Origin of the sequence: Streptomyces sp. NPDC005794, from assembly GCF_042871445.1 — a bacterium.
GTDB lineage: Bacteria > Actinomycetota > Actinomycetes > Streptomycetales > Streptomycetaceae > Streptomyces.
Genome location: NZ_JBIAIN010000016.1, coordinates 180,399 through 199,177, shown reverse-complemented (window position 1 = coordinate 199,177; position 18,779 = coordinate 180,399). Strand labels below are relative to the sequence as shown.

General features: G+C 71.0%; 20 protein-coding genes and 2 pseudogenes. 8 read left to right on the top strand and 14 right to left on the bottom strand.

The genetic code is table 11. The features are described 5' to 3' along the window. Positions 1-99: 99 nt before the first annotated feature. Entirely contained in the window at positions 100-588 is a 489-nt protein-coding gene (locus tag ACFYQ5_RS25360; protein WP_389200682.1) for a hypothetical protein, read from the top strand. Between the two features lie 40 nt (positions 589-628). Here ACFYQ5_RS25360 and ACFYQ5_RS25355 read toward each other — a convergent pair whose 3' ends face one another. Beyond that, the gene (locus tag ACFYQ5_RS25355) at positions 629-844 is read right to left on the bottom strand and encodes a dodecin (protein ID WP_389200680.1); all 216 of its coding nucleotides are present in this window, start codon (positions 842-844) and stop codon (positions 629-631) included. Positions 845-1,045: 201 nt separating this feature from the next. On the opposite strand from ACFYQ5_RS25355, the pseudogene ACFYQ5_RS25350 reads away from it, so the two are divergent. From ACFYQ5_RS25350 to ACFYQ5_RS25340, 3 genes and pseudogenes are all read left to right on the top strand, one after another. Further along, a pseudogene (locus tag ACFYQ5_RS25350) lies at positions 1,046-1,270 on the top strand (sugar transporter); the annotation flags it as partial. Positions 1,271-1,445: 175 nt separating this feature from the next. Then, entirely contained in the window at positions 1,446-2,258 is an 813-nt protein-coding gene (locus ACFYQ5_RS25345) for a GNAT family N-acetyltransferase (RefSeq protein WP_389200678.1), read from the top strand. Further along, positions 2,255-3,094, top strand: a complete 840-nt coding sequence (locus ACFYQ5_RS25340) for a lysophospholipid acyltransferase family protein (RefSeq protein ID WP_389200676.1) — start codon at positions 2,255-2,257, stop codon at positions 3,092-3,094. Before ACFYQ5_RS25345 ends, ACFYQ5_RS25340 begins: the two co-directional genes overlap by 4 nt. Here ACFYQ5_RS25340 and egtD read toward each other — a convergent pair. From egtD to egtA, 4 genes are read right to left on the bottom strand one after another with little or no spacing between them, the layout of a single operon-like run. Next, positions 3,037-3,999, bottom strand: coding sequence for an L-histidine N(alpha)-methyltransferase (egtD, locus tag ACFYQ5_RS25335; RefSeq protein ID WP_389200674.1), 963 nt, complete (start codon positions 3,997-3,999; stop codon positions 3,037-3,039). The genes ACFYQ5_RS25340 and egtD overlap by 58 nt on opposite strands. Next, the gene (egtC, locus tag ACFYQ5_RS25330; RefSeq protein WP_389200672.1) at positions 3,996-4,751 is read right to left on the bottom strand and encodes an ergothioneine biosynthesis protein EgtC; all 756 of its coding nucleotides are present in this window, start codon (positions 4,749-4,751) and stop codon (positions 3,996-3,998) included. Before egtC ends, egtD begins: the two co-directional genes overlap by 4 nt. Beyond that, entirely contained in the window at positions 4,751-6,088 is a 1,338-nt protein-coding gene (gene egtB, locus ACFYQ5_RS25325; RefSeq protein WP_389200671.1) for an ergothioneine biosynthesis protein EgtB, read from the bottom strand. Before egtB ends, egtC begins: the two co-directional genes overlap by 1 nt. Then, a complete protein-coding gene (egtA, locus tag ACFYQ5_RS25320; RefSeq protein WP_389200669.1) occupies positions 6,085-7,383 on the bottom strand; it encodes an ergothioneine biosynthesis glutamate--cysteine ligase EgtA in 1,299 nt (432 codons plus the stop codon). The genes egtB and egtA overlap by 4 nt, the downstream gene beginning before the upstream one ends. 148 nt (positions 7,384-7,531) lie before the next feature. Here egtA and ACFYQ5_RS25315 point away from each other — a divergent pair, with 148 nt between their 5' ends. Next, on the top strand, positions 7,532-8,368 hold the full coding sequence (locus ACFYQ5_RS25315) for a TIGR02452 family protein (RefSeq protein ID WP_389200667.1): 837 nt from the start codon (positions 7,532-7,534) through the stop codon (positions 8,366-8,368). On the opposite strand, the gene ACFYQ5_RS25310 is transcribed toward ACFYQ5_RS25315, so the two are convergent. Then, positions 8,353-8,820, bottom strand: coding sequence for a type II toxin-antitoxin system PemK/MazF family toxin (locus ACFYQ5_RS25310; RefSeq protein WP_389200665.1), 468 nt, complete (start codon positions 8,818-8,820; stop codon positions 8,353-8,355). The genes ACFYQ5_RS25315 and ACFYQ5_RS25310 overlap by 16 nt on opposite strands. Before the next feature lie 194 nt (positions 8,821-9,014). On the opposite strand from ACFYQ5_RS25310, the gene ACFYQ5_RS25305 reads away from it, so the two are divergent. Both ACFYQ5_RS25305 and ACFYQ5_RS25300 read left to right on the top strand, forming a co-directional pair. Continuing rightward, on the top strand, positions 9,015-10,043 hold the full coding sequence (locus ACFYQ5_RS25305) for a LacI family DNA-binding transcriptional regulator (RefSeq protein ID WP_389200663.1): 1,029 nt from the start codon (positions 9,015-9,017) through the stop codon (positions 10,041-10,043). Positions 10,044-10,103: 60 nt separating this feature from the next. After that, positions 10,104-10,454 (top strand): hypothetical protein, encoded by a 351-nt coding sequence (locus tag ACFYQ5_RS25300; RefSeq protein WP_389200662.1) that lies wholly within the window; start codon positions 10,104-10,106, stop codon positions 10,452-10,454. Between the two features lie 64 nt (positions 10,455-10,518). Here ACFYQ5_RS25300 and trxA read toward each other — a convergent pair whose 3' ends face one another. Further along, positions 10,519-10,905, bottom strand: coding sequence for a thioredoxin (trxA, locus tag ACFYQ5_RS25295; RefSeq protein WP_389200660.1), 387 nt, complete (start codon positions 10,903-10,905; stop codon positions 10,519-10,521). Positions 10,906-11,020: 115 nt separating this feature from the next. Here trxA and ACFYQ5_RS25290 point away from each other — a divergent pair, with 115 nt between their 5' ends. Further along, entirely contained in the window at positions 11,021-12,466 is a 1,446-nt protein-coding gene (locus ACFYQ5_RS25290; protein ID WP_389200658.1) for a dihydrolipoyl dehydrogenase family protein, read from the top strand. Positions 12,467-12,611: 145 nt separating this feature from the next. Here ACFYQ5_RS25290 and ACFYQ5_RS25285 read toward each other — a convergent pair whose 3' ends face one another. The 7 genes and pseudogenes from ACFYQ5_RS25285 to ACFYQ5_RS25255 all read right to left on the bottom strand — a co-directional run bounded on the left by ACFYQ5_RS25285 (position 12,612) and on the right by ACFYQ5_RS25255 (position 18,768). Further along, positions 12,612-13,430 (bottom strand): ABC transporter ATP-binding protein, encoded by an 819-nt coding sequence (locus tag ACFYQ5_RS25285; protein WP_389200656.1) that lies wholly within the window; start codon positions 13,428-13,430, stop codon positions 12,612-12,614. Next, complete coding sequence (locus tag ACFYQ5_RS25280) at positions 13,427-14,392, bottom strand: FecCD family ABC transporter permease (RefSeq protein ID WP_389200654.1); 966 nt, start codon at positions 14,390-14,392, stop codon at positions 13,427-13,429. The genes ACFYQ5_RS25285 and ACFYQ5_RS25280 overlap by 4 nt, the downstream gene beginning before the upstream one ends. A gap of 56 nt (positions 14,393-14,448) precedes the next feature. Then, positions 14,449-15,483: an ABC transporter substrate-binding protein gene (locus ACFYQ5_RS25275; protein ID WP_389200652.1), complete on the bottom strand. Its 1,035-nt coding sequence runs from the start codon at positions 15,481-15,483 to the stop codon at positions 14,449-14,451. A gap of 42 nt (positions 15,484-15,525) precedes the next feature. After that, positions 15,526-16,431 carry an SDR family oxidoreductase gene (locus ACFYQ5_RS25270; RefSeq protein WP_389200650.1) on the bottom strand — a complete coding sequence of 302 codons (906 nt, stop codon included), beginning with the start codon at positions 16,429-16,431 and terminating at the stop codon, positions 15,526-15,528. 82 nt (positions 16,432-16,513) lie between these two features. Then, positions 16,514-16,876 (bottom strand): annotated as a pseudogene (locus ACFYQ5_RS25265) (MFS transporter); the annotation flags it as partial. A gap of 279 nt (positions 16,877-17,155) precedes the next feature. Continuing rightward, complete coding sequence (locus ACFYQ5_RS25260; RefSeq protein WP_389200694.1) at positions 17,156-17,905, bottom strand: aspartyl/asparaginyl beta-hydroxylase domain-containing protein; 750 nt, start codon at positions 17,903-17,905, stop codon at positions 17,156-17,158. Between the two features lie 332 nt (positions 17,906-18,237). Next, positions 18,238-18,768: a copper chaperone PCu(A)C gene (locus ACFYQ5_RS25255; protein WP_389200648.1), complete on the bottom strand. Its 531-nt coding sequence runs from the start codon at positions 18,766-18,768 to the stop codon at positions 18,238-18,240. Positions 18,769-18,779: the final 11 nt, after the last annotated feature.

The following is an 18,779-nucleotide window of genomic DNA, read 5'->3' as shown; positions in this document are numbered from 1 at the left end:
ACTCCACCTCCTCGATCTCCTCGATACCGACATCGGACAAACCCGCTGGCCACAGACCTGAAACGGTGACCCGCGAAGTCCGGGTCTAGGGTGGGCGCCGTGAGAGACGACACCCGGCCGCTGGCCGTATTCGACCTTGACGGCACGCTCGCCGACAGCGGCCACCGGCAGCACTTCCTGGAGGGCTCGCGACGCGACTGGGACAGGTTCTTCTCTGCGGCGCCCCACGATCCGCCGCTGGAGGAGGGTGTGGGCCTGCTCCTGACGAGTGCCGAGGAATGCGAGATCGTGTATCTGACCGGCCGACCCGAGAGGTGCCGCAGGGACACCCTGGCCTGGCTGCAACGGCATGGGCTGCCGAAGGGCAGCGTCCACATGCGGCGCGACGCCGACCGGCGGCCGGCCCGTCGTACCAAGCTGGAGATCCTGGAACGACTGGGCCGGGACCGCGAGGTGCGCGTTCTCGTCGATGACGACGAGCTGGTGTGTGATGCGGCCGAACAGGCCGGCTTCACGGTCGTACGCGCCCGGTGGGCCGTCGCCCCGCCGTCGCTGAAGGACGCTCAGGAGCGCGAGGGGCGTACCTGAGTGGGCCGGGCACGGCCCCCGTCCGGACCGGCGTAGCCGGTCAGGCGTTCTCGTCGAGCCGGAAACCCACTTTGAGCCCCACCTGGTAGTGGGCGATGCGACCGTCCTCGATATGGCCGCGGACCTGCGTCATCTCGAACCAGTCGAGATTGTGCAACGTTTCGGAGGCTCTCGCGACGCCGTTCCGGATCGCCGCGTCAAGGCCCTTTTCGGAGGTTCCTACGATCTCGGTGACCCGATAGGTGTGATTAGACATCTCATGTCTCCTTTCGTGGTTCCACGGTGCCTCACACCGCGTCGGAGCGCGAGGTATCCGCTTCCTTGCGCGACCGCCGGCCGCGAGACGTGACCCGCCTAGTGGTCCATACCGAACTCCGGTCCCTACGCCCGTGCGAGCGCCGCCCGCATCCCCCACGCGGGTTCTGTCATGTCGTCGCGCCGTGGGGCGGCATCGGCCGACAAGCCCGCCCATGCGGGGGTCGTCGAAGCCCAGGAAGGAACCTCCGCGATGGCGGAAGGCCCCACCGAGGGCCGCGCCACACCCAACTCGCCCCACTGGCCGGACGTCGAGGCGGACAATCCGCTCGAGCCGTACATGACAGCGGTGCTGGAGGGCGGTGATCCGGCGGAAGAGGCCAAGAAGGCGTCCGACCGCATCACCTCCGAGCTGATCACCGGCTGACCGGAACGGGGCGGGGTTGCCGGCACACCACCCGGGGATTCAGCCGTCGCACATCCCTTCGCTCCACAGCGGTCACGTCGAATCCAGCCGGTCACGGAAGAAGTAGGGGGCCGGGCCGTCGTACTTCCGCGACAGCCCGGCAGCCGCACCCGCTGATCCGTCCCCGGAGACTGCCATGACCGTGCTGCCCGCCTCCCCCGCTCCCGCATCCCTCGGCGTTCCCGCGCCGCGTCCGGCCGCTGCCGCCCCTCCCTCGGGATACCGCGTCGCTCTGGCCACCTGCCAGGACGACGTACGCGCCGCCCAGCGTCTGCGCCACATGGTCTTCGCCGGAGAACTCGGCGCCCGGCTCGACAGCGCCGAACCCGGCCTGGACAGCGATGCCTTCGACGCGTACTGCGACCATCTGCTGGTGCGCGAGGTGGCCACCGGAGAGGTGGTCGCCACCTACCGGCTGCTGCCGCCCGAAGGGGCCAGGCTCGCGGGCGGACTCTACGCGGAGAGCGAGTTCGACCTCGGCCGGCTCAGCCCGATCCGCCACGACCTCGTCGAGGTGGGGAGGTCCTGCGTCCACCCCGCCCACCGCGACGGTGCCGTCATCGCGCTGATCTGGGCCGGACTCGCCCGCTACATGGAGCGCACCGGCCACACCTGGCTGGCAGGCTGCTGCTCCGTACCCCTGGCGGACGGAGGGGCCCTGGCCGCCAGGACCTGGGACACCGTACGGACCCACAACCTGGCGCCCGAGGAGTACTGGGTCACGCCCCATCGCCTCTGGGACACCACCGGGCACCCCGGCGGCGGCGCGGGCGGCCGCGCCGGACTGCCGCCGCTGCTGCGTGGCTACCTGCGCCTCGGCGCCTGGGTCTGCGGAGCCCCGGCCCACGACCCGGACTTCGGCGTCGCGGACCTCTACGTCCTGCTGTCGATGCACCGCACCGACCCGCGCTACCTGCGCCACTTCCTCTCGCTGGCGCCGCTCCGATGAGTGCCTGGCTGCCCGTCGCCCCCTGCACCCCGCGCGACTGCGCACACCACGAGGGCGCCACACGTGCGCCTCTGCCCGCCGCGGCCCTGCTGCTCGCCGGGTGCGCCCTCACCTTCCTCGGGGTGCTGTGCGTGCCCGTGGTGCTGCTCCTGGCACCGTCGTACCGCGACCGGCTGACCCGCCGGTGGGCGTACGGGGTGGTGCGGGCCTTCGGCGTACGCATACGGGTCACCGGGTGCCCGGTGGAACGGACCCGGCCACCGGAGGGTGAGCTCGTGGTGGCCCATCACGTCTCATGGCTGGACATCCCGCTCGTGGCCGCGGTGCTCCCGGCCCGGATGGTCGCCAAGAGCGAGATACGGAACTGGCCGGTGCTCGGACCGCTCGCGGCGCTCGGCGGCACGCTGTTCATCGAGCGGGACCGGCTGCGGGCCCTGCCGCACGCGGTGCGGACCGTCGCCGGAGCACTGGCCTCCGGATCACGGGTCGCGGTGTTCCCGCAGGGCAGCACGTGGTGCGGCCGGAGCGGCGGCGGCACCTACCGGCCCGCCGCCTTCCAGGCGGCGATCGACGCCGGTGCCGCCGTCCGCCCGGTCCGCATCAGCTACCGGACGACGCGGACGGACACGGCGGGAGCCGCCGCGTTCGTCGGTGACGACCCGCTCGCCGCCTCGCTGTGGCGCGTGGTGACCGCCGCCGGGCTCACCGCCGAGATCCGGATCCTGCCACCGGTCCTCGTGGAGGGTGAGCCCGACCGGCGGGCACTGGCCCGCGCGGCTCAGTCCGCCGTGGCCAGCGACAGCGCGAACCTGCCCGCCGCGTCCGTCCACCACTGATCCAGCCGCAGGCCGGCCGCTGCCAGCTCGTCGCGCACCGTCTCCTCGCGGAACTTCGCCGAGATCTCCGTGCGCAGTTCCTCGCCCTCCTCGAACTGCACCACGAGGTCCAGCTCCCTGACCTTGACCGTGAGTGCGCGGCGGGCGCGCAACCGCATCTCGATCCACTCGTGGTCCGGATCCCAGAGGGCCACATGACGGAAGTCGTCGAGCGGGAAGTCCGCCCCCAGCTCACGGTTCACCACCGCCAGCACGTTCTTGTTGAAGGCGGCCGTCACCCCGGCCGCGTCGTCGTACGCCGCCACGAGGGTCGCCTCGTCCTTGACCAGGTCCGTACCGAGCAGCAGTCCGTCCCCAGGTGTGAGCCGCGCCCGTACGGACCGCAGGAACTCCGCGCGCTCCTCCGGGAGAAGATTGCCCAGCGTCCCGCCGAGGAAGGCCACGAGCCGTGGTCCGGGGCTCTCGGGCAGCTCCAGCACATGCGTGAAGTCGGCGACGAGCGCGTGCACGGTGAGCCCAGGCCGTTCGGCCAGCAGCGCCTCGGCCGCACCCGCGAGTGCGCTCTCGCTGACATCCACCGGCACGTACGTGTGCAGCGCCGGCAGCGCGTCCAGCAGGTGCCTGGTCTTCTCGGAGGAGCCCGACCCCAGCTCGATCAGGGTCCGCGCGCCGGAGGCCGCGGCGATGTCACGGGCTCGGGTGATCAGGATCTCCCGTTCGGCACGCGTCGGGTAGTACTCCGCCAGCCGGGTGATCTCCTCGAAGAGGTCACTGCCGCGCGCGTCGTAGAACCATTTGGGTGGCAGCGTCTTCGGGTGCCGCGTCAGACCACTCAGCACATCGGCGCGCAGCGCCGCGTCCGTCGCGTCCGCGGGCAGGGTGCGGGTCAGCTGGAAGGGACTCACGCGGTGGGCTCCTTGAGCGGGGTCAGCAGGACATCGGTGCGCGTCGCGGCCAGCAGCGTGCGGTCCGGGACCTCACGCCAGTACGGATCGTCGTCGTACGGCTCCGAGGCCACCACCGTGCGGTGGCCCGGTTCATGGAGATACCAGAGGGAGTCGCCCCACGTGGTCGCCACGATGGTGGTGCCGTCGGTGAGCAGCAGATTGAGGCGTGACCCGGGGGCGGCGGCGCCGACGTCGCGCACCGTGTCGGCGACCGCCCGCGCTATCGCGTCACCCTGCGCGGTCCGGTGGAGGACCAGCGCCCAGAGCAGCGCCGAATCGCTCCGTGCCGCCAGGGAGAGCAGCCTCTCGGGCGGCAGCCCTCCGGCCAGCGGCGCGAGGGAGCCGGGCCAGCCGCGGACCGCACCGTTGTGGCTGAACAGCATGCTTCCCTCGGTGAAGGGCGCGGCGGCGGCCTCCCCGTCCGCCCCCGCGAACGTCGCGTCGCGGACCGCGGCGAGCAGCGCGGTGCTGCGCACCACGCGGGCCAGGTCGGCGAAGGTCTCATCGCCCCAGACCGGCCCGGTGCGGCGGTAGCGGCCCGGCACGGGGTCCCCGGCCGCATACCAGCCGACCCCGAACCCGTCGGCGTTGACGGTGCCGTACCGCTGGCGCCGGGGCTCCCAGGACTGGCGTACGAGCCCGTGAGGGGGCGAGACCAGCACATCACCCAACGCCACCGGCGTCCCCACGTAAGCGATATGACGGCACATCAGGCATCCCTCGCCGTGCGGAAGCCGGAGAAGATCTGGCGCCGCACGGGGAGGTCCCAGTTGCGGAACGTGCCGCGGCAGGCCACCGGATCCACGGCGAACGAACCACCGCGCAGCACCTTGTGACCGGGGCCGAAGAACACCTCCGAGTACTCGCGGTACGGGAACGCGACGAATCCGGGATAGGGCAGGAAGTCGCTCGACGTCCACTCCCACACATCGCCGATCAGCTGGCCGGCGCCCGCCGGGGAGCGGCCGGCCGGGTACGCGCCCGCGGCGGCGGGCCGCAGGTGCCGCTGGCCCAGATTGGCCCGCTCGGGTGTCGGGTCCTCGTCGCCCCAGGGGTAGCGCAGGGACCGCCCCGAGGCGGGGTCGTGACGGGCGGCCTTCTCCCATTCCGGCTCGGTCGGCAGGCGCCGGCCCGCCCAGCGGGCGTACGCGTCCGCCTCGTACCAGCTGACGTGGAGCACCGGTTCCTCCGCCGGTACGGGCTCGGTCACGCCGAAGCGCCGCCGCAGCCACTGCCCGGCGTCCCGGTGCCAGAACAGGGGGGCGGTCAGGCCGTGCTCCCGGACCATCGCCCAGCCCTCGGGTGCCCACCAGCGTTCTTCCGCGTAGCCGCCGTCCTCGATGAAACGCCGGTAGGCGCCACAGGTGACCGGGGCGGTGTCGATGTGGAACGCCGCCACGTCGCGCCGGTGCGCGGGCCGTTCGTTGTCCAGTGCCCAGGGCTCGGTGGAGGTCCCCATGGTGAAGGGGCCTCCGGGGACCAGGGCCTCGGCGGGCAGCGTGGCGCGCTCGGGCTCCGGCGGCTCCGGCGCGCTGAGCACCGCCGGCCCCGAACGCAGCTGATGGGTGATCAACATCGTCTCGTCGTGCTGCTGTTCGTGCTGGGCGACCATGCCGAAGGCGAATCCAGCCCTCTCCAGCGGTGGTCCCCCGCCGTGCAGCGGAGCGCCGCCGAGGATGTCCAGTGCCCTGCCGCGTACGTCGGCGGCGTACGTCCTCGCCTCCGCGGGCGCCAGCAGGGGGAGCGAGGGCCGGCTGGCCCGGGGATGCTCGAAGGCGTCGTACAGCCCGTCGATCTCGGGGCGGATCGCCTCACGGCCGCCCACGGCCCGGAGCAGCCACAGCTCCTCCTGGTTCCCGATGTGCGCCAGGTCCCAGACCAGGGGTGACATCAGAGGGGAGTGCTGCGCGGTGAGCTCGTGGTCGTCGACGCTGTCGGTGAGCAGGGCGGTGCGCTCACGGGCGGTCAGGAGCGCGGCCAGGGCACGCCCGCGCAGCGTCTCCGCGTCGAGTTCCGGGCCGGTGTGCGGAGCGGGAGTGTCGGTCATCGGGCCAAGCCCTTTCCGTGCGGCGCCTGTGCCGGGTCGGGAAGATCATCGGCCGGACATCGGCCTCTGGCCACATAGCGCTCGTCGAAGGCGGCGACCGTCGCGAGGACGTGGTCGCTCGCCCCCATCCTGGGAAGCGCGTCCAACGCGGCCCTGAAGCAGACCGCTGCCGCCGCGCCCAGCTCCGGATCGCTCAGCCCGTCACGGGCGGCGGCCGTCCAGAGCGGGTTGCGGGGCGCGGCCGACAGGCCCGCGCTCTCGGCCAGCGGTTTCACGGTGCGGTACACGGTTTCTGCCGCCTCCGGGTCGTCGAACAGGGCGGTGGCGACGGCCAGGGGCACCAGCCAGCCGTCGGTGCCTGACTGGGCGTCGATCATGCGTAGTTCCAGATGCCCGCGCGGGCGTATCGGGGGGAACAGCGTGGTGAGGTGATAGTCGAGGTCGGCCCGCACCGGCGGCCTCGGCCCCCCTCCACGGATCCAGTCCCGGAACGTCAGACCCTCCGGTACGTCCCAGGGGCCGTCCTCGCTCCGCACGCACATCACCGGCGTGGCGAGCACATGCGCGGCCCAGGCGTCCCGGGGCGCGAGGCGGTTCTGCGGTGCGAGCGACCTGGCCGGGTCGAGATCGGCCCACAACCTCTGCCGCGTCGACCGCCAGCCGGTGCGCCGCCCCTGCCGGTACGGTGAATTGGCGAAGGCCGCCACCAGCACCGCGCCGAGCAGATGCCCGAGCTGCCAGCGCCGCCCGTAGCCCAGCGGACCCGGCTCCTCCTCACCGGCGTCCAGGCAGACCTGGACGGAGGCGGAAGTGCACATCATGGCGCGGCCGGCGGTGCCCGACCGGTCGAGTGCGGCTTCCATGGCGTCGTAGCGCGGTTCCCGGAGCAGACGACGGGGCTGATGCCACGGATCCACGCCGATGCCCGCCAGGGACAGCCCGGCCCGGCCGAGCGTGTCGCGTACGGAGGCCAGATCGGCGTCCGTGGCATCGATGCACGCCATCAGGGAACTCGCGGGCTGGGAGCTGAGCTCCAGCTGACCACCCGGTTCGAAGGTCAGGGAAGCGTCCAGTTCGGTCGCGCGCACGGCCTCGGCCGCGGCGCGAAGACGATCGTGGGAGACAGCGACCTCGGGATGTTCCAGGTCGTGAATGAGCCATTCCAGCTCCACACCGACCGTCCGGGGCGGTCCCGTCTTGAAACATATGCCGCGAAGCAGATCCTCCGCCTCGTCCTCGCCCAGGGGCGTCACATCGACGGGCGGGCCGTGCTGGCCGAGAGTGTCCGGGGGCATGCTGGGCCTCCTCTTCGGGTGCTTGCTTCCCACCCAAACCCTTACCGCGAGTTCGCACAAGGGTGCCCCTGTGCGACGGAAAAGCGGTTGCGTCCATGCCGCCGGGGCGTCCAGCATGCCCCGTATGCACCACACGGGGGGAGCGCCCATGAGCGCACGGCTGCGCGGCATCGCGCGAGAGACCGAGTCCATCGTCCTGGCCGGGCGGTACCGCACGCCGGAGGGGCGCGAGGTGTCCATCGAGCGTGCGCTGAGCACCGCGCTCTCCGGCACCCGGCTGTACGGCCCCGAGCCCGTGCCGGTGGCCGTCCTGGACACCGACCGCAGACCGGTCACCGAGGTGACGGACGAGACGAGCCTGCAGGCGGCACGCCGGATGACGGGCGAATCGGCGGCCGGGGTCGCCGTCCTGAACTACGCCTCCGCCCGCAACCCGGGCGGCGGCTACCTGAACGGCGCGCAGGCACAGGAGGAGTCCTTGTGCCGCGGCTCCGCGCTCCATGCCACGCTGCTGCGCTCGCCCGAGTTCTACGCGCACCACCGTGCCGAACGCAGCGCCTTCTACACCGACCGGGTCATCCACTCACCAGGCGTACCGGTCTTCCGTGACGACCGGGGGAGGCTGCTGGAATCCCCGTACACCACCGGATTCCTCACCTCGCCGGCACCCAACGCCGGAGTCATCCGCAGGCGCGACCCGGACCTGGTCCCGCGGATACCCGCCGCACTGGCGAGCCGCGCCGAACGCGTGCTCGAGGTCGCCGCCGTCCGTGGCTACCGCCGGCTGGTTCTGGGCGCGTGGGGCTGCGGCGTCTTCATGAACGACCCGGCGGACGTGGCCGGCGTGTTCCGCGCCCTGCTCACCGACGGCGGGCGGTTCGCGGGCCACTTCGAGCAGATCGTCTTCGGCGTTCCGGACCGCGATCCCGACTCCGCCGTCCGCGCGGCCTTCACCCGTGCGTTCCGCGGTCAGCGCCAGCCGTAGCGCTCCCGCAGGCGCTCCACGACCCGGTCGAACCTGCCCCGGTCCAGCGCACAGGCCTCGCGCCGCATCCCGTCCTCGTGCACCCGGAGCACCCGGTCCAGATCCACCCAGGACGGCCGACCTGAGCTGTCCCAGGGACCCGCGCCCAGAGACACCCACTCGTGGTCCCCGTCGTGCTGCTTGCTGGACAGCTGCACGGCGAGGAGGGTGCCCCTTTCCTCCCGGGCCACGACGAGAACCGGCCGGTCCTTGCCCCGTCCGTCGTTCTCCTCGAACGGGACCCAGGTCCAGACGATCTCGCCGGGGTCCGGATCGCCGTCGCGGTCGGGGGCGTACGACGTTCTGACGGGCCCCACATCGTGGGGTTCGGCCTCCGCGGTCGCGGCCGGACCGCTGCGGCCGGGAAAGTCCGTCGTGCTGTCGCTGCTGTGGTTGCTGTGCTGGAACGTCATCGCAACACCGTAGGACGTGTACAGGCCGGTCCGTGGAGCGGGTGGGCGAAACGGGCCGCGGGCTCCCTCTCATGATCACCTCCTTCTTCCGCGCACGGTTCCGGGCGTGTCGCCGCCGGATCCCGATCATGGGACGCCTTACGGTGCCCCGGCCCGAAGGCAGGCCGACAGGGTCTGGAAGACTGCCGGACGCCATGAGCCAGTTACCTGAGCCGCCCGCCGCCATCTCCGTACCGACCAGCGCCGATGTCGCGCGGCTCGCCGGAGTGTCCCGGGCCACCGTGTCCTACGTACTGAACAACAACTCGACCGTGCGGATCAGCGAATCCACTCGTCGCCGGGTCAGGGAAGCCGCCGCCGACCTCGGCTACGTCCCGCACGCGGCGGCCCGGAGCCTTCGGGCCGGTCACACCAGAATGGTGCTGCTGCCTACCGCGCCGGCCCTGGCGGGAACCTTGTACCAACGGTTCTTCAGCGGGCTCGAATCCGACCTGCGCCGCCTCGACTACACCGTGGTGCAGTACGGCAGCGTCGGGCTCGACGGCGACGAAGCGGCCAGGGCCTGGGCGGAACTCCGCCCCGTCGCCGTCGTGTCGCCCGGCGGCATCGACCTCACCCCGTACGGCATCGGAGTGCTCACCCGCTCCGGTGCCAAGGCCGTGATCACGCTGGGCCCGAAGCCGGTGGACGGCGCGCACGCCCTCGTCATGGACCAGCGCGAGGTCGGTGGCAGCGCGGTCCGGCATCTGCTCTCCCGTGGGCGACGCAGGATCGGGGTGGTCATGCCCCAGGAACCCGGTCTCGGCCTGTTCGCCGAACCACGCCTGGCCGGAGCGGTGCACGCCGTGGAGCAGTCGGAAGCACACGCCCGCATCCAGCCGCTGGCCCTGCGGTACGAGGAGGAATCGGCCGAGGACCTGGCCGCGCGGTGGCGGTCGCTCGGCCTGGACGCCGTGTTCGCGTACAACGACGAATACGCCATGCTGCTGATGAGAGCGCTCCAGGACGCCGGGATCGGGATACCGGCCGAGACGGCGCTGATCGGCGCCGACGACCTGATGCTCGGCAGGCTCCTGCGGCCCCGGCTCAGCAGCGTCACCATGGAACTGGCCACCACGCAGCCGCCGGCCGAGATGATCGACCGGCTGGTGCAGAACCCCGGCGGCGCGCCGGAGCGTCACTACCTGCTCCGGGCCACGGCGGTGCCCCGCGAATCGAGCTGACCCGGGTCGATCGGGTGTCGCGACATGCGGGGCAGGCGGTGGGTGTCTAGCGTCGTCGGCATGAGCCATCCGCAGAACTACGAGATCCTGCTGTTCCCGGAACCGGAGGAGTCCGCCACCGGGGCACCCGAGCCGGGCACCGCCATCCGCTCCGCGGTCGTGGCAGCCACCGGGGACACCGGGACCTCGGGCTACCCGCGCTACGCAGGGGACGGCATGGAGGCGGACATCGACCCTGCCTCGCACACGGTGGAGGCCCTGCTGGTGGACGGCTCGGAGCTGGACTACGGCCTCACGGTCAGGATCGCCGAGCGCATCGGCGGCACCGGGACCACGGAGTCGGACAACGGCCGGGAAGCGCGTCGGACGGGCGCCGGGGAAGCCGACGTCCCAGGCGCCTCCGCCCCATGACGAAGGCCCGGCCGAAACGGGAAACGGCCGGGCCCTCATCACGTCTGCCACACGTCCGGAGGGACTACTGCTGCTCCTGCGGTGCCTGGGTCTGCTTCTGCTCCTCGACGGACTTGCGTACCTCGTCCATGTCCAGGTTGCGTGCCTGGCCGATGACATCCTCGAGCGCCGCCTCGGGGAGCGCTCCGGGCTGGGAGAAGACCGCCACGTTGTCACGGACGATCATCAGCGTGGGAATGGACCGGATCTCGAAGGCGGCCGCCAGTTCCTGCTGCGCCTCCGTGTCGACCTTGGCGAAGACCAGATCGGGGTGACGCTCGGACGCCGAGTCGTAGACCGGGGCGAACTGCCGGCACGGACCGCACCAGGAAGCCCAGAAGTCGATCAGCAGGAATTCGTTGTCGCTCACGACCTGATCGAAGTTTTCCTTGGTGAGCTCTACGGTGCTCATACTCTCTTACCTCTTCCTGGGACCGTTCGGACGTGTCCGGCACAACGGTGATGTCACGTGCGCTATTCCGCCTGCCCATGTGGCCGCGCCGCACACCCACGAGGACACTGTTCCCATGATTGATATCGATGGTGTGCGGAGCAGTGAATACGACGTCGTTGTCATCGGGGCGGGCCCGGTGGGGGAGAACGTGGTGGACCGTGCCAGGGCGGCCGGGCTGAGCGCCGCGGTGATCGAGTCCGAACTCATCGGCGGTGAGTGTTCGTACTGGGCGTGCATGCCCAGCAAGGCACTGCTGCGCCCGGTCGTCGCACGTGCCGACGCGCGCCGGGTACCCGGGCTGAGCGGCGCGGTCCGGGGGCCGCTCGACGCGGATGCCGTACTCGCCTACCGCGACGAGCAGACCTCCCACTGGAAGGACGACGGCCAGGTCGGCTGGCTGGAGGGCATCGGCGCGGACATCTACCGTGGCACGGGCCGGCTGACGGGAGCCCGTCAGGTGTCCGTGACGGCGGCCGACGGGTCGGTGCGGCACCTCACCGCGCGGCACGCCGTCGCCGTCTGCACCGGGAGCCGGGCCGTCGTTCCCGCCCTGCCCGGTATCGCGGACGTCAAGCCGTGGACCAGCCGCGAGGCGACCAGCGCCAAGGAGGTCCCGGGCCGGCTCGTCGTCGTGGGCGGCGGAGTGGTCGGGGTGGAGATGGCCACCGTCTGGCAGGGGCTCGGCGCTGAGGTGACGATGCTGATCCGTGGGAAGCGTCTGCTTCCCAAGATGGAGCCCTTCGCGGGCGAACTGGTCGCCGAGGCACTGACCGAGGCCGGCGCGCGGATCCTGACCGGAGTGTCGGCCACGGAGGTGCGCAGGGCGGGCCACGACGGTCCGGTCACCGTCGAACTGGACAACGGGGAACGGCTGGAGACCGACGAGATCCTCTTCGCCACCGGCCGGGCGCCGCGTACGGACGATCTCGGCCTCGACACGGTGGGGCTGAAGCCCGGTTCCTGGCTCGCCGTCGACGACAGCTGCCGTGTGGAGGGCAGCGACTGGCTGTACGCGGTCGGCGACGTCAACCACCGCGCGCTCCTGACCCACCAGGGCAAGTACCAAGCCCGCATCGCGGGAGCCGCGATCGCGGCCCGCGCTCAGGAAGCGCCCCTGCTGGAGACGGACCGCTGGGGCGCGCACGCGGCCACCGCCGACCACGCGGCCGTCCCCCAGGTCGTGTTCACCGATCCGGAGGCCGCCTCGGTCGGCCTCACCCTCGCGGAGGCGGAAGCGGCGGGCCACCGGGTCCGCGCCGTCGACTACGACCTGGCCTCGGTCGCTGGGTCAGGCCTCTACGCCCAGGGGTACAAGGGCCGGGCTAGGATGGTCGTCGATCTGGACCGCGAAGTCCTGCTCGGCGTCACCTTCGTCGGACCGGGCATCGGCGAACTGCTGCACTCGGCGACGGTCGCGGTGGCCGGCGAGGTGCCGATCGAGCGGCTCTGGCACGCGGTGCCCGCGTACCCGACGATCAGCGAGGTCTGGCTGCGGCTGCTGGAGACGTACCGCCGTTAAGTGCGAACGGTGCAGACGCGGATGCACGGCCCGGTTCGCAGTTCCCGCGGCATCAGAGCGGTGAGCCAGGCCCGAGGGGACGCGTCCTCCAGGGTGACACGTCGGCCGGGGCGCATCGTCCCCGGTTCACCGAAGGCCCAGTTGGTCAGCTCCCGGAGAACGAGGCCTCAGTGAACGTGCGATCTTCGGCATTCGCCAAGGGACGGGCGGCATACGCGATCCGGACGACGCCGTCGTCGTGCCGAGTCGTGGAGGCCTCGACGCCGAAGACCTCGCGCATCACGTCCGGAGTGAGGACGTCGAGCACGGGTCCGGCCGCGACCGCTCTGCCGTGGTCGAGGACGACGATCAGGTCGCAGAGGCGGGCGGCGAGGTCGAGGTCGTGGAGGACGGCGAGGGTGCTGACGCCGGTGGAGCGGATGAGGTCGAGGAGCTCGAAGCGGGCGCGGATGTCGAGGTGGTTGGTCAGCTCGTCCAGGACCAGCAGGCGCGGCTCCTGGGCCAGGGCGCGGGCGAGGAGGACGCGTTGGCGTTCGCCTCCGGAGAGGGAGGCGTAGTCCCTCGTGGCGAAGGGGCGGATGCCGCAGCGGTCGATCGCGTCGGCGACGGTGCGACGGTCGTCGGGTCCCTCGCGGCCGATCAGCCCGTGGTGCGGGGTCCGGCCGAGTTCCACGATCTCCGTCACGGACAGGCCGCCTGTGCTGCCCGCCGGGTCCTGGAGGACGGCGGCGGTGCGGCGGGCGGCGACGCGTGGCGCGAGGCGCCAGACGTCGTCCTCGCCGACCCTGACGACTCCTCGGGCGGGGCGCAACGACCGGTAGACGGTACGGAGGAGGGTGGATTTGCCGCTGCCGTTGGGGCCGACGAGTCCGACGACGCTTCCGGGCGGGACCTCCAGGTCGACTCCGTGGAGGACGGGGGTGCCCTCCAGTGCGACGTGGACCTGGTCGACGGTGAGCTTCATACGGTGTCCAAGCCCTTGTTGCGGCGGAGCAGCCAGACGAAGAACGGGGCGCCGAGCAGGGCGGTGAGGATGCCGAGCGGCAGTTCGTTCGGGCGGATGAGGGTGCGGGAGAGGAGGTCGACGAGGACGAGGTAGACGGCTCCGAGCAGCGCGGTGAGCGGGAGGAGCCGCCGATGGTCGGCGCCGACGGTGAGGCGGACGAGGTGCGGGATCATGAGCCCGACGAAGCCGATGCCGCCGGCCACCGCGATGACCGAGCCCGTGAGCAGTGCGGTGATGACCAGCAGGACGGCGCGCAGGCGGTTGACGTCCACGCCGAGCGCGGTGGCGGATTCGTCGCCCGCGAGGACGGCGTTGAGCTGCCGTTCGAACAGGCCGAGCAGGGCGGTGCAGGTCAGGACGATCGTCGCGACCACGGGCAGTTGGTCCCACTGGGCGCCGGCGACGCTGCCGAGCATCCAGAACATCACCGTGCGCAACTCGGTGGGCGTCGCCCAGAGCTGGACGAAGCTGGTCGCGGAGAGCAGGACGTAGCCCACCGCCACGCCCGCGAGAACGAGACGGGTGGGCGCCAGGCGTCCGCGCCGGCGGCCCAGGGCGAACACCACCGCTCCGGTGGCGAGAGCGCCGAGAAAGGCCGCTCCCGCCACGCCCACGCCGCCGATGCCGATCCCGCCGAGGGTGATGACCAGGACCGCCCCGAAGGAGGCTCCGTAGGAGAAGCCGAGCACGGTGGGGTCGGCCAGCGGGTTGGCCACCAGTGTCTGGAGAACGGCGCCGGCCACTGCCAGGCCGGCGCCCGCGAGGGCCGCGAGCAGGACCCGCGGCGTGCGGAAGTTCCACACGATCTGGTCCAGTGCCGGATCGTCGGTGGCGCCGCGGCCCGTCAGGTGATGGACCACGATGTTCCAGACGTCCGCCACCGGTATGGTCACCGCGCCGATGCTGATCGCCGTGATCATGGCGGCGATCAGTGCGGCGAGCAGGACGGCGACGCCCAGGGAGAGCCGGGGCCCGGTCAGAGCGCGTCGGGGTGGAGCGTCTTGGCGATCTTCTCCACCGCCACCTCGTTGCTGGGGCCGAGGTAGATCGAGTCGGACAGCACCACGTACGCGTCGTTCTTCGCCGCCGGCCACTGGGGGAACTCCTTGAGCAGTTTCTTGGCATAGGCCGTCGGGTCGGGGTCGTTGTAGCTGATGACGACGAGGGCGTCCACGTCGGCGGCGGCGACCTTCTCCTTGCTCAGGTCGGCGAAGGAACCCTTGGATGCGTTCTCGAAGACGTTGGTCCCGCCCGCCTCGGCGAGGATGTCGTTGTAGATGCCCTTGGCGACGACGGAGCTGAAGTCGTTGCCGCCCATGGTCATGTTGGAGAACAGAACCATGACGTCGGGCTTCTTCTCGCCCTTGACCTTCTCCGCGACCTGGGCGATGCGCCGGTCGGACTCGGCGATGAGTTTCTCGGCGCGGTCGCCGACGCCGAAGACCTTGCCCATGTCGCGGAGCAGGGTACGACTGTCCTCGATGGCCATCTTGGACGTGTCCTGGTCGCAGCCCTGCGGTGAGATGTACGTGTTGGCGCCCACGTCCTTGAGCTGGTCGCGGGTGGCGAAGCCGTTCTTGGCGTCGAAGCCGTACGCCGTGGTGGACAGGACCAGATCGGGCCGCTGGCTGAGCATCGCCTCGCGGGGGATGTCGAAGGCGTCGTTGAGCTTGATGTCACCCTTGGGCAGGGACTTGATCTCATCGGCCCGGCCCGGGACTTCGGACATGCCGTAGGTCTGCTGGTTGACGACGATGCGGTCCTTGAGACCGAGGGCCAGCAGCGTGGAGACCTCGGCGACCGAGGCGCCGTTCATGACCACGACTCTGCTGGGGGCCTTGGTGAAGGTCTGCTTCACTCCGCAGTTCTCCAGCGTCACCGGGTATCCGGCGGCCGAGGAGGAGGCGGGCTTCTCGGCCGTCGTCTTCCTGTCCGACGAGTCCCCGCATCCGGCGGTCGCGAGGCTGACGACGGCTGTCACTGCGAGGGCGGCGAGCCGCTTGGTGGACATGTGTGCTCCTAGCTTGAGGCCGGCCGTCGGCCGGGGTTCGTATCAGGAGTCGGACGGCTCTTGGAGTGAGTTCCCCACTCCTGCGAGCTGTCTGCGGCCGGGCCGGCGGGGGCGGGCAGGCCGCCGCGGGCGACGCAGTGGTCCAGTTGCCGGAAGAAGGCGGCCCGGTCGATGACCGGATGGGCGGGCGGTACGGGGCCGTCCGCCGCCGCGAGGCTCTTGCGTACGTTGTCCGACCGTACGGTCGCCGGTGCGAGGTCTCCGTCCGCCCCGTCCGGGACCTGTGGCAGGGAGCCGAAGAAGGCGAGGACCGCTGCGGCATCCTCGGTGTCCTGAGGTATCCGCTCCCGCCAGGTGCGCAGGGGCAGGGTCGTACTCGGGCAACCAGCGGTGCAGGTCCTTCTGGCGCACCGGGGTTCCAGCGTGGTGATGAACCGCCGCGGCGGGGTGGCGGGTGCCGGGTCCTGCCGTCACGATCTCGGCCGCGACCCGGTCGGCCGGGGTCCAGGACTCCTCCGCGAAGAGGTCGGGCACGAGGCCCGCAGGCACCTCGGCGCGCAGGACGGTCCACAGGAAGTCCTGGCGGTTGACCGTGCCTGTTTCGATCGGGCCGACGACGCGGCCGAGCCGGTGCACGGTGACGGGCAGGCCGCGCTCGGCCGCCTGTTCCACCAGGCGTTCGGCGGCCCACTTGCTCTGCTGGTAGCCGTAGCGCAGCCCTTGGTGGGCGGGGAGGAACGTCTCCGTGAACTCCTCGCGCAGCGCGCGGGGCGGGCCGACCGAGAGAGTGGAGACGTAGTGCACGGGTACGCGGCGCGGGGCGGCCAGCCGGAGCAGGTCACGGGTGGAGTCGGTGTTGGCCGGGCGGAGTGCGGTGTAGTCACGGACGATGCCGACCGCCGCGCCGTTGTGGACGATGGTGCTGTTCCCGGCAACCCTGTCGCTCATCAATACGACCTACGAGGAAGGCCCGGTGCGCAACCGGGCGCTCGCGGTCTGGGGCGCGGCCGGAGCGGGCGGACTGTGCTTCGAGGGAGCCGCCGATCCCCTGGGCCGCGCGGACGGCGAGCAGGACACCGGGCGAGGTGGCGAGGCCGCCGACCAGCGACGAGAGCGCGTATATCGCCGTGGCGAGGACGAACATCCGGCGGCGGCCCAGCAGATCCGCCGCGCGTCCGCCGAGCAGCAGAAAGCCTCCGGTGGTCACGACGTAGGCGCTGACCACCCACTGGAGGTCGTGGTCGGAGAATCCGAGTCCGGCGCCTATCTCCGGCAGGGCCACGTAGACGATGCTGTAGTCGAGCGAGATGACGAGCTGGGCCAGTGCGAGGACGACCACGGGAAGGCCGAGGCGTCGACGTACCGCCGTTGACTCGGCTGCGGTCGTGGACATGATCGTTCCTCTCGGGTCGATGATCGCGATGGAGGGTGTGGCGATACGCGCACGGCCTGGAGCTGAACTCCGCGGACAGGCCAGACCTGGCCCGGCCCGGGGCCAGGACCGACGGTGGTGGGTGATCGGTGGATGTCCGCGGGCGACATGGCGAACGGTGCGGTGCTCTGCGGCGGTCCGGCGCGGCCGGAGCCGAGCGCCGAAGGTCCGTACGGTGCCCGTTTCAGCGGCGGTGGAGCCGGCTCGCCACCGTTCCGCCCGGCGGAACGCCCTTCGGGGTCACATGTCTGTGAGCAGTTTCCGTACCTCGGTCACGAGGACAGTCAGCGCCTGCCGCTCGGGAACGGTCGCCTTCGGGTGCCAGAGATCGATCAGGAGACAGGTGCGTGGGCGAGCCGAGCGGTTCTCCGCGTGATGTTCAAAGGAATAGTCGAAAAGCAGGCAGCGGCCCTCCTCCCAGGCGCGCATCTCGCCGGCAACGGTGATGTCGCAGTCGGCCGGAATGTCGACAGCGAAGTGAAGGTTGATGCTGAAGTTCCACAGATCGCAGTGCGGAGCGATGCGGGAACCCGGCAACAGAGTCGAGAAGTGGCTCTCCAGCAAAGGGCAGATGAGTTCATCGCCGACGGCGACGTCCTTGATGATGTCGAATGCGGTGGGTGCGGTCCCGGCGGCATCCTGGATGAGGTCCCCGTCCCGGTACAAGTACAGGGACTGCCAATTGTCCTGGTGTGTCAAGTAGTGCTCGTAGGCGGAGAACATCTCACGCTTCGTCTGCCAGGCACTTTCGTGTTCCGCCTTGATCGAACTGTGGGCTCCCTCCAAGGCGTCGACAAGTGATGCGATCGCCGGATCGCTCCTCGGATCGTGCCAAGGCCTCTGCGATATTCCCGGCAGGATCCACTTTGCGCCCGCCTGCAGCGGATGTCTGGGCAAGCCTCCCGGCGCCATCATCTCTTCCACCCGTGCAAGCGAATCCGGGCCGAATTCCTCTCGTATCGCGGCGAACTGCTCACTGGTCGACTGCATGACGAATTCCTCCCAGCCCTGCTGACGTGAAGAAGGAATCAGGTGACCCATCCACACGTCCTCCTGCGGCCGCTTCAGTTCATCGGCCGCTTCGTATCAAGAGTCGAACCGGCCTTGGCTCGGGTTCCCGGCGTGGCCGAGAAAAACCGATCGCGTGCGACGGACGAGGGGTGGAAGTCGCCGCCGGCGTCCGAGCGCACCCATGGACCGAGGAGTGACACCGCGGACACCTTGTGCGCGTGCGCGGTTCACGGCCCGCCCACCGACCGGCCCGTCGGCACGGTGCACTCGTAGTGCCGGGAGACCGACGCCGGGGCGATCCGGGCAAGGCCTCACGAGGCGGTTCCCGTGGTTCCCAGCGTGACCGGTCGGACGACGGCCCGGACGGTGACGCGGCCGGTGTGCTCGAAGTCGAGGACGAACGTGATGCGGTCCCCGGGGCGCCATGTCTTCCCGGCGGGAAGGGTCACAGCCGCTCCGGAAGGAGACATGTCGGCTTCTCCGTACGCCGGAACGCTGACGGTCTCCGTCCGTTCGCGATAGGCCCCGGACGCCGCGTTCATGCGATGCGTGGTCAGTTCGATGCCCGACACGACGGAGGGCGAGGAGACCGACCGGAGCCGGTCCGGTGCCCCACCGGTGTTCACGAGCCGGAAGTAGGCGTTGGTGGGACGTCCGGGGATCACCGGAAGCAGTACCCGGGACTCCTGCACCTCGACGCGCGCCGGGCTGCCCGCGAAACCGGCGGCAGCCCACGCGGCGAGGCCGCTGACGGCGACGACGGAGGCGACTGCGGCGACCGCGCCCGTACCGAGCGCCTCCCGTATGCGACGGAGGTCCGGACGCCGGTAGAGATTCTTCATGTGCACGTGCT

Excerpts from the sequence above, each read along its gene's own strand:
- ACFYQ5_RS25260 (WP_389200694.1), bottom strand. The coding sequence starts at position 17,905 with ATGCAGTCGACCAGTGAGCAGTTCGCCGCGATACGAGAGGAATTCGGC.
- ACFYQ5_RS25305 (WP_389200663.1), top strand. The coding sequence starts at position 9,015 with ATGAGCCAGTTACCTGAGCCGCCCGCCGCCATCTCCGTACCGACCAGC.
- ACFYQ5_RS25255 (WP_389200648.1), bottom strand. The coding sequence starts at position 18,768 with ATGAAGAATCTCTACCGGCGTCCGGACCTCCGTCGCATACGGGAGGCG.
- egtB (WP_389200671.1), bottom strand. The coding sequence starts at position 6,088 with ATGACCGACACTCCCGCTCCGCACACCGGCCCGGAACTCGACGCGGAG.
- ACFYQ5_RS25285 (WP_389200656.1), bottom strand. The coding sequence starts at position 13,430 with ATGAAGCTCACCGTCGACCAGGTCCACGTCGCACTGGAGGGCACCCCC.
- trxA (WP_389200660.1), bottom strand. The coding sequence starts at position 10,905 with ATGAGCACCGTAGAGCTCACCAAGGAAAACTTCGATCAGGTCGTGAGC.
- ACFYQ5_RS25270 (WP_389200650.1), bottom strand. The coding sequence starts at position 16,431 with ATGAGCGACAGGGTTGCCGGGAACAGCACCATCGTCCACAACGGCGCG.
- ACFYQ5_RS25345 (WP_389200678.1), top strand. The coding sequence starts at position 1,446 with ATGACCGTGCTGCCCGCCTCCCCCGCTCCCGCATCCCTCGGCGTTCCC.
- egtC (WP_389200672.1), bottom strand. The coding sequence starts at position 4,751 with ATGTGCCGTCATATCGCTTACGTGGGGACGCCGGTGGCGTTGGGTGAT.
- ACFYQ5_RS25340 (WP_389200676.1), top strand. The coding sequence starts at position 2,255 with ATGAGTGCCTGGCTGCCCGTCGCCCCCTGCACCCCGCGCGACTGCGCA.
- ACFYQ5_RS25280 (WP_389200654.1), bottom strand. The coding sequence starts at position 14,392 with ATGATCACGGCGATCAGCATCGGCGCGGTGACCATACCGGTGGCGGAC.
- ACFYQ5_RS25310 (WP_389200665.1), bottom strand. The coding sequence starts at position 8,820 with ATGACGTTCCAGCACAGCAACCACAGCAGCGACAGCACGACGGACTTT.
- ACFYQ5_RS25290 (WP_389200658.1), top strand. The coding sequence starts at position 11,021 with ATGATTGATATCGATGGTGTGCGGAGCAGTGAATACGACGTCGTTGTC.
- ACFYQ5_RS25300 (WP_389200662.1), top strand. The coding sequence starts at position 10,104 with ATGAGCCATCCGCAGAACTACGAGATCCTGCTGTTCCCGGAACCGGAG.
- ACFYQ5_RS25315 (WP_389200667.1), top strand. The coding sequence starts at position 7,532 with ATGAGCGCACGGCTGCGCGGCATCGCGCGAGAGACCGAGTCCATCGTC.
- ACFYQ5_RS25355 (WP_389200680.1), bottom strand. The coding sequence starts at position 844 with ATGTCTAATCACACCTATCGGGTCACCGAGATCGTAGGAACCTCCGAA.
- ACFYQ5_RS25275 (WP_389200652.1), bottom strand. The coding sequence starts at position 15,483 with ATGTCCACCAAGCGGCTCGCCGCCCTCGCAGTGACAGCCGTCGTCAGC.
- egtA (WP_389200669.1), bottom strand. The coding sequence starts at position 7,383 with ATGCCCCCGGACACTCTCGGCCAGCACGGCCCGCCCGTCGATGTGACG.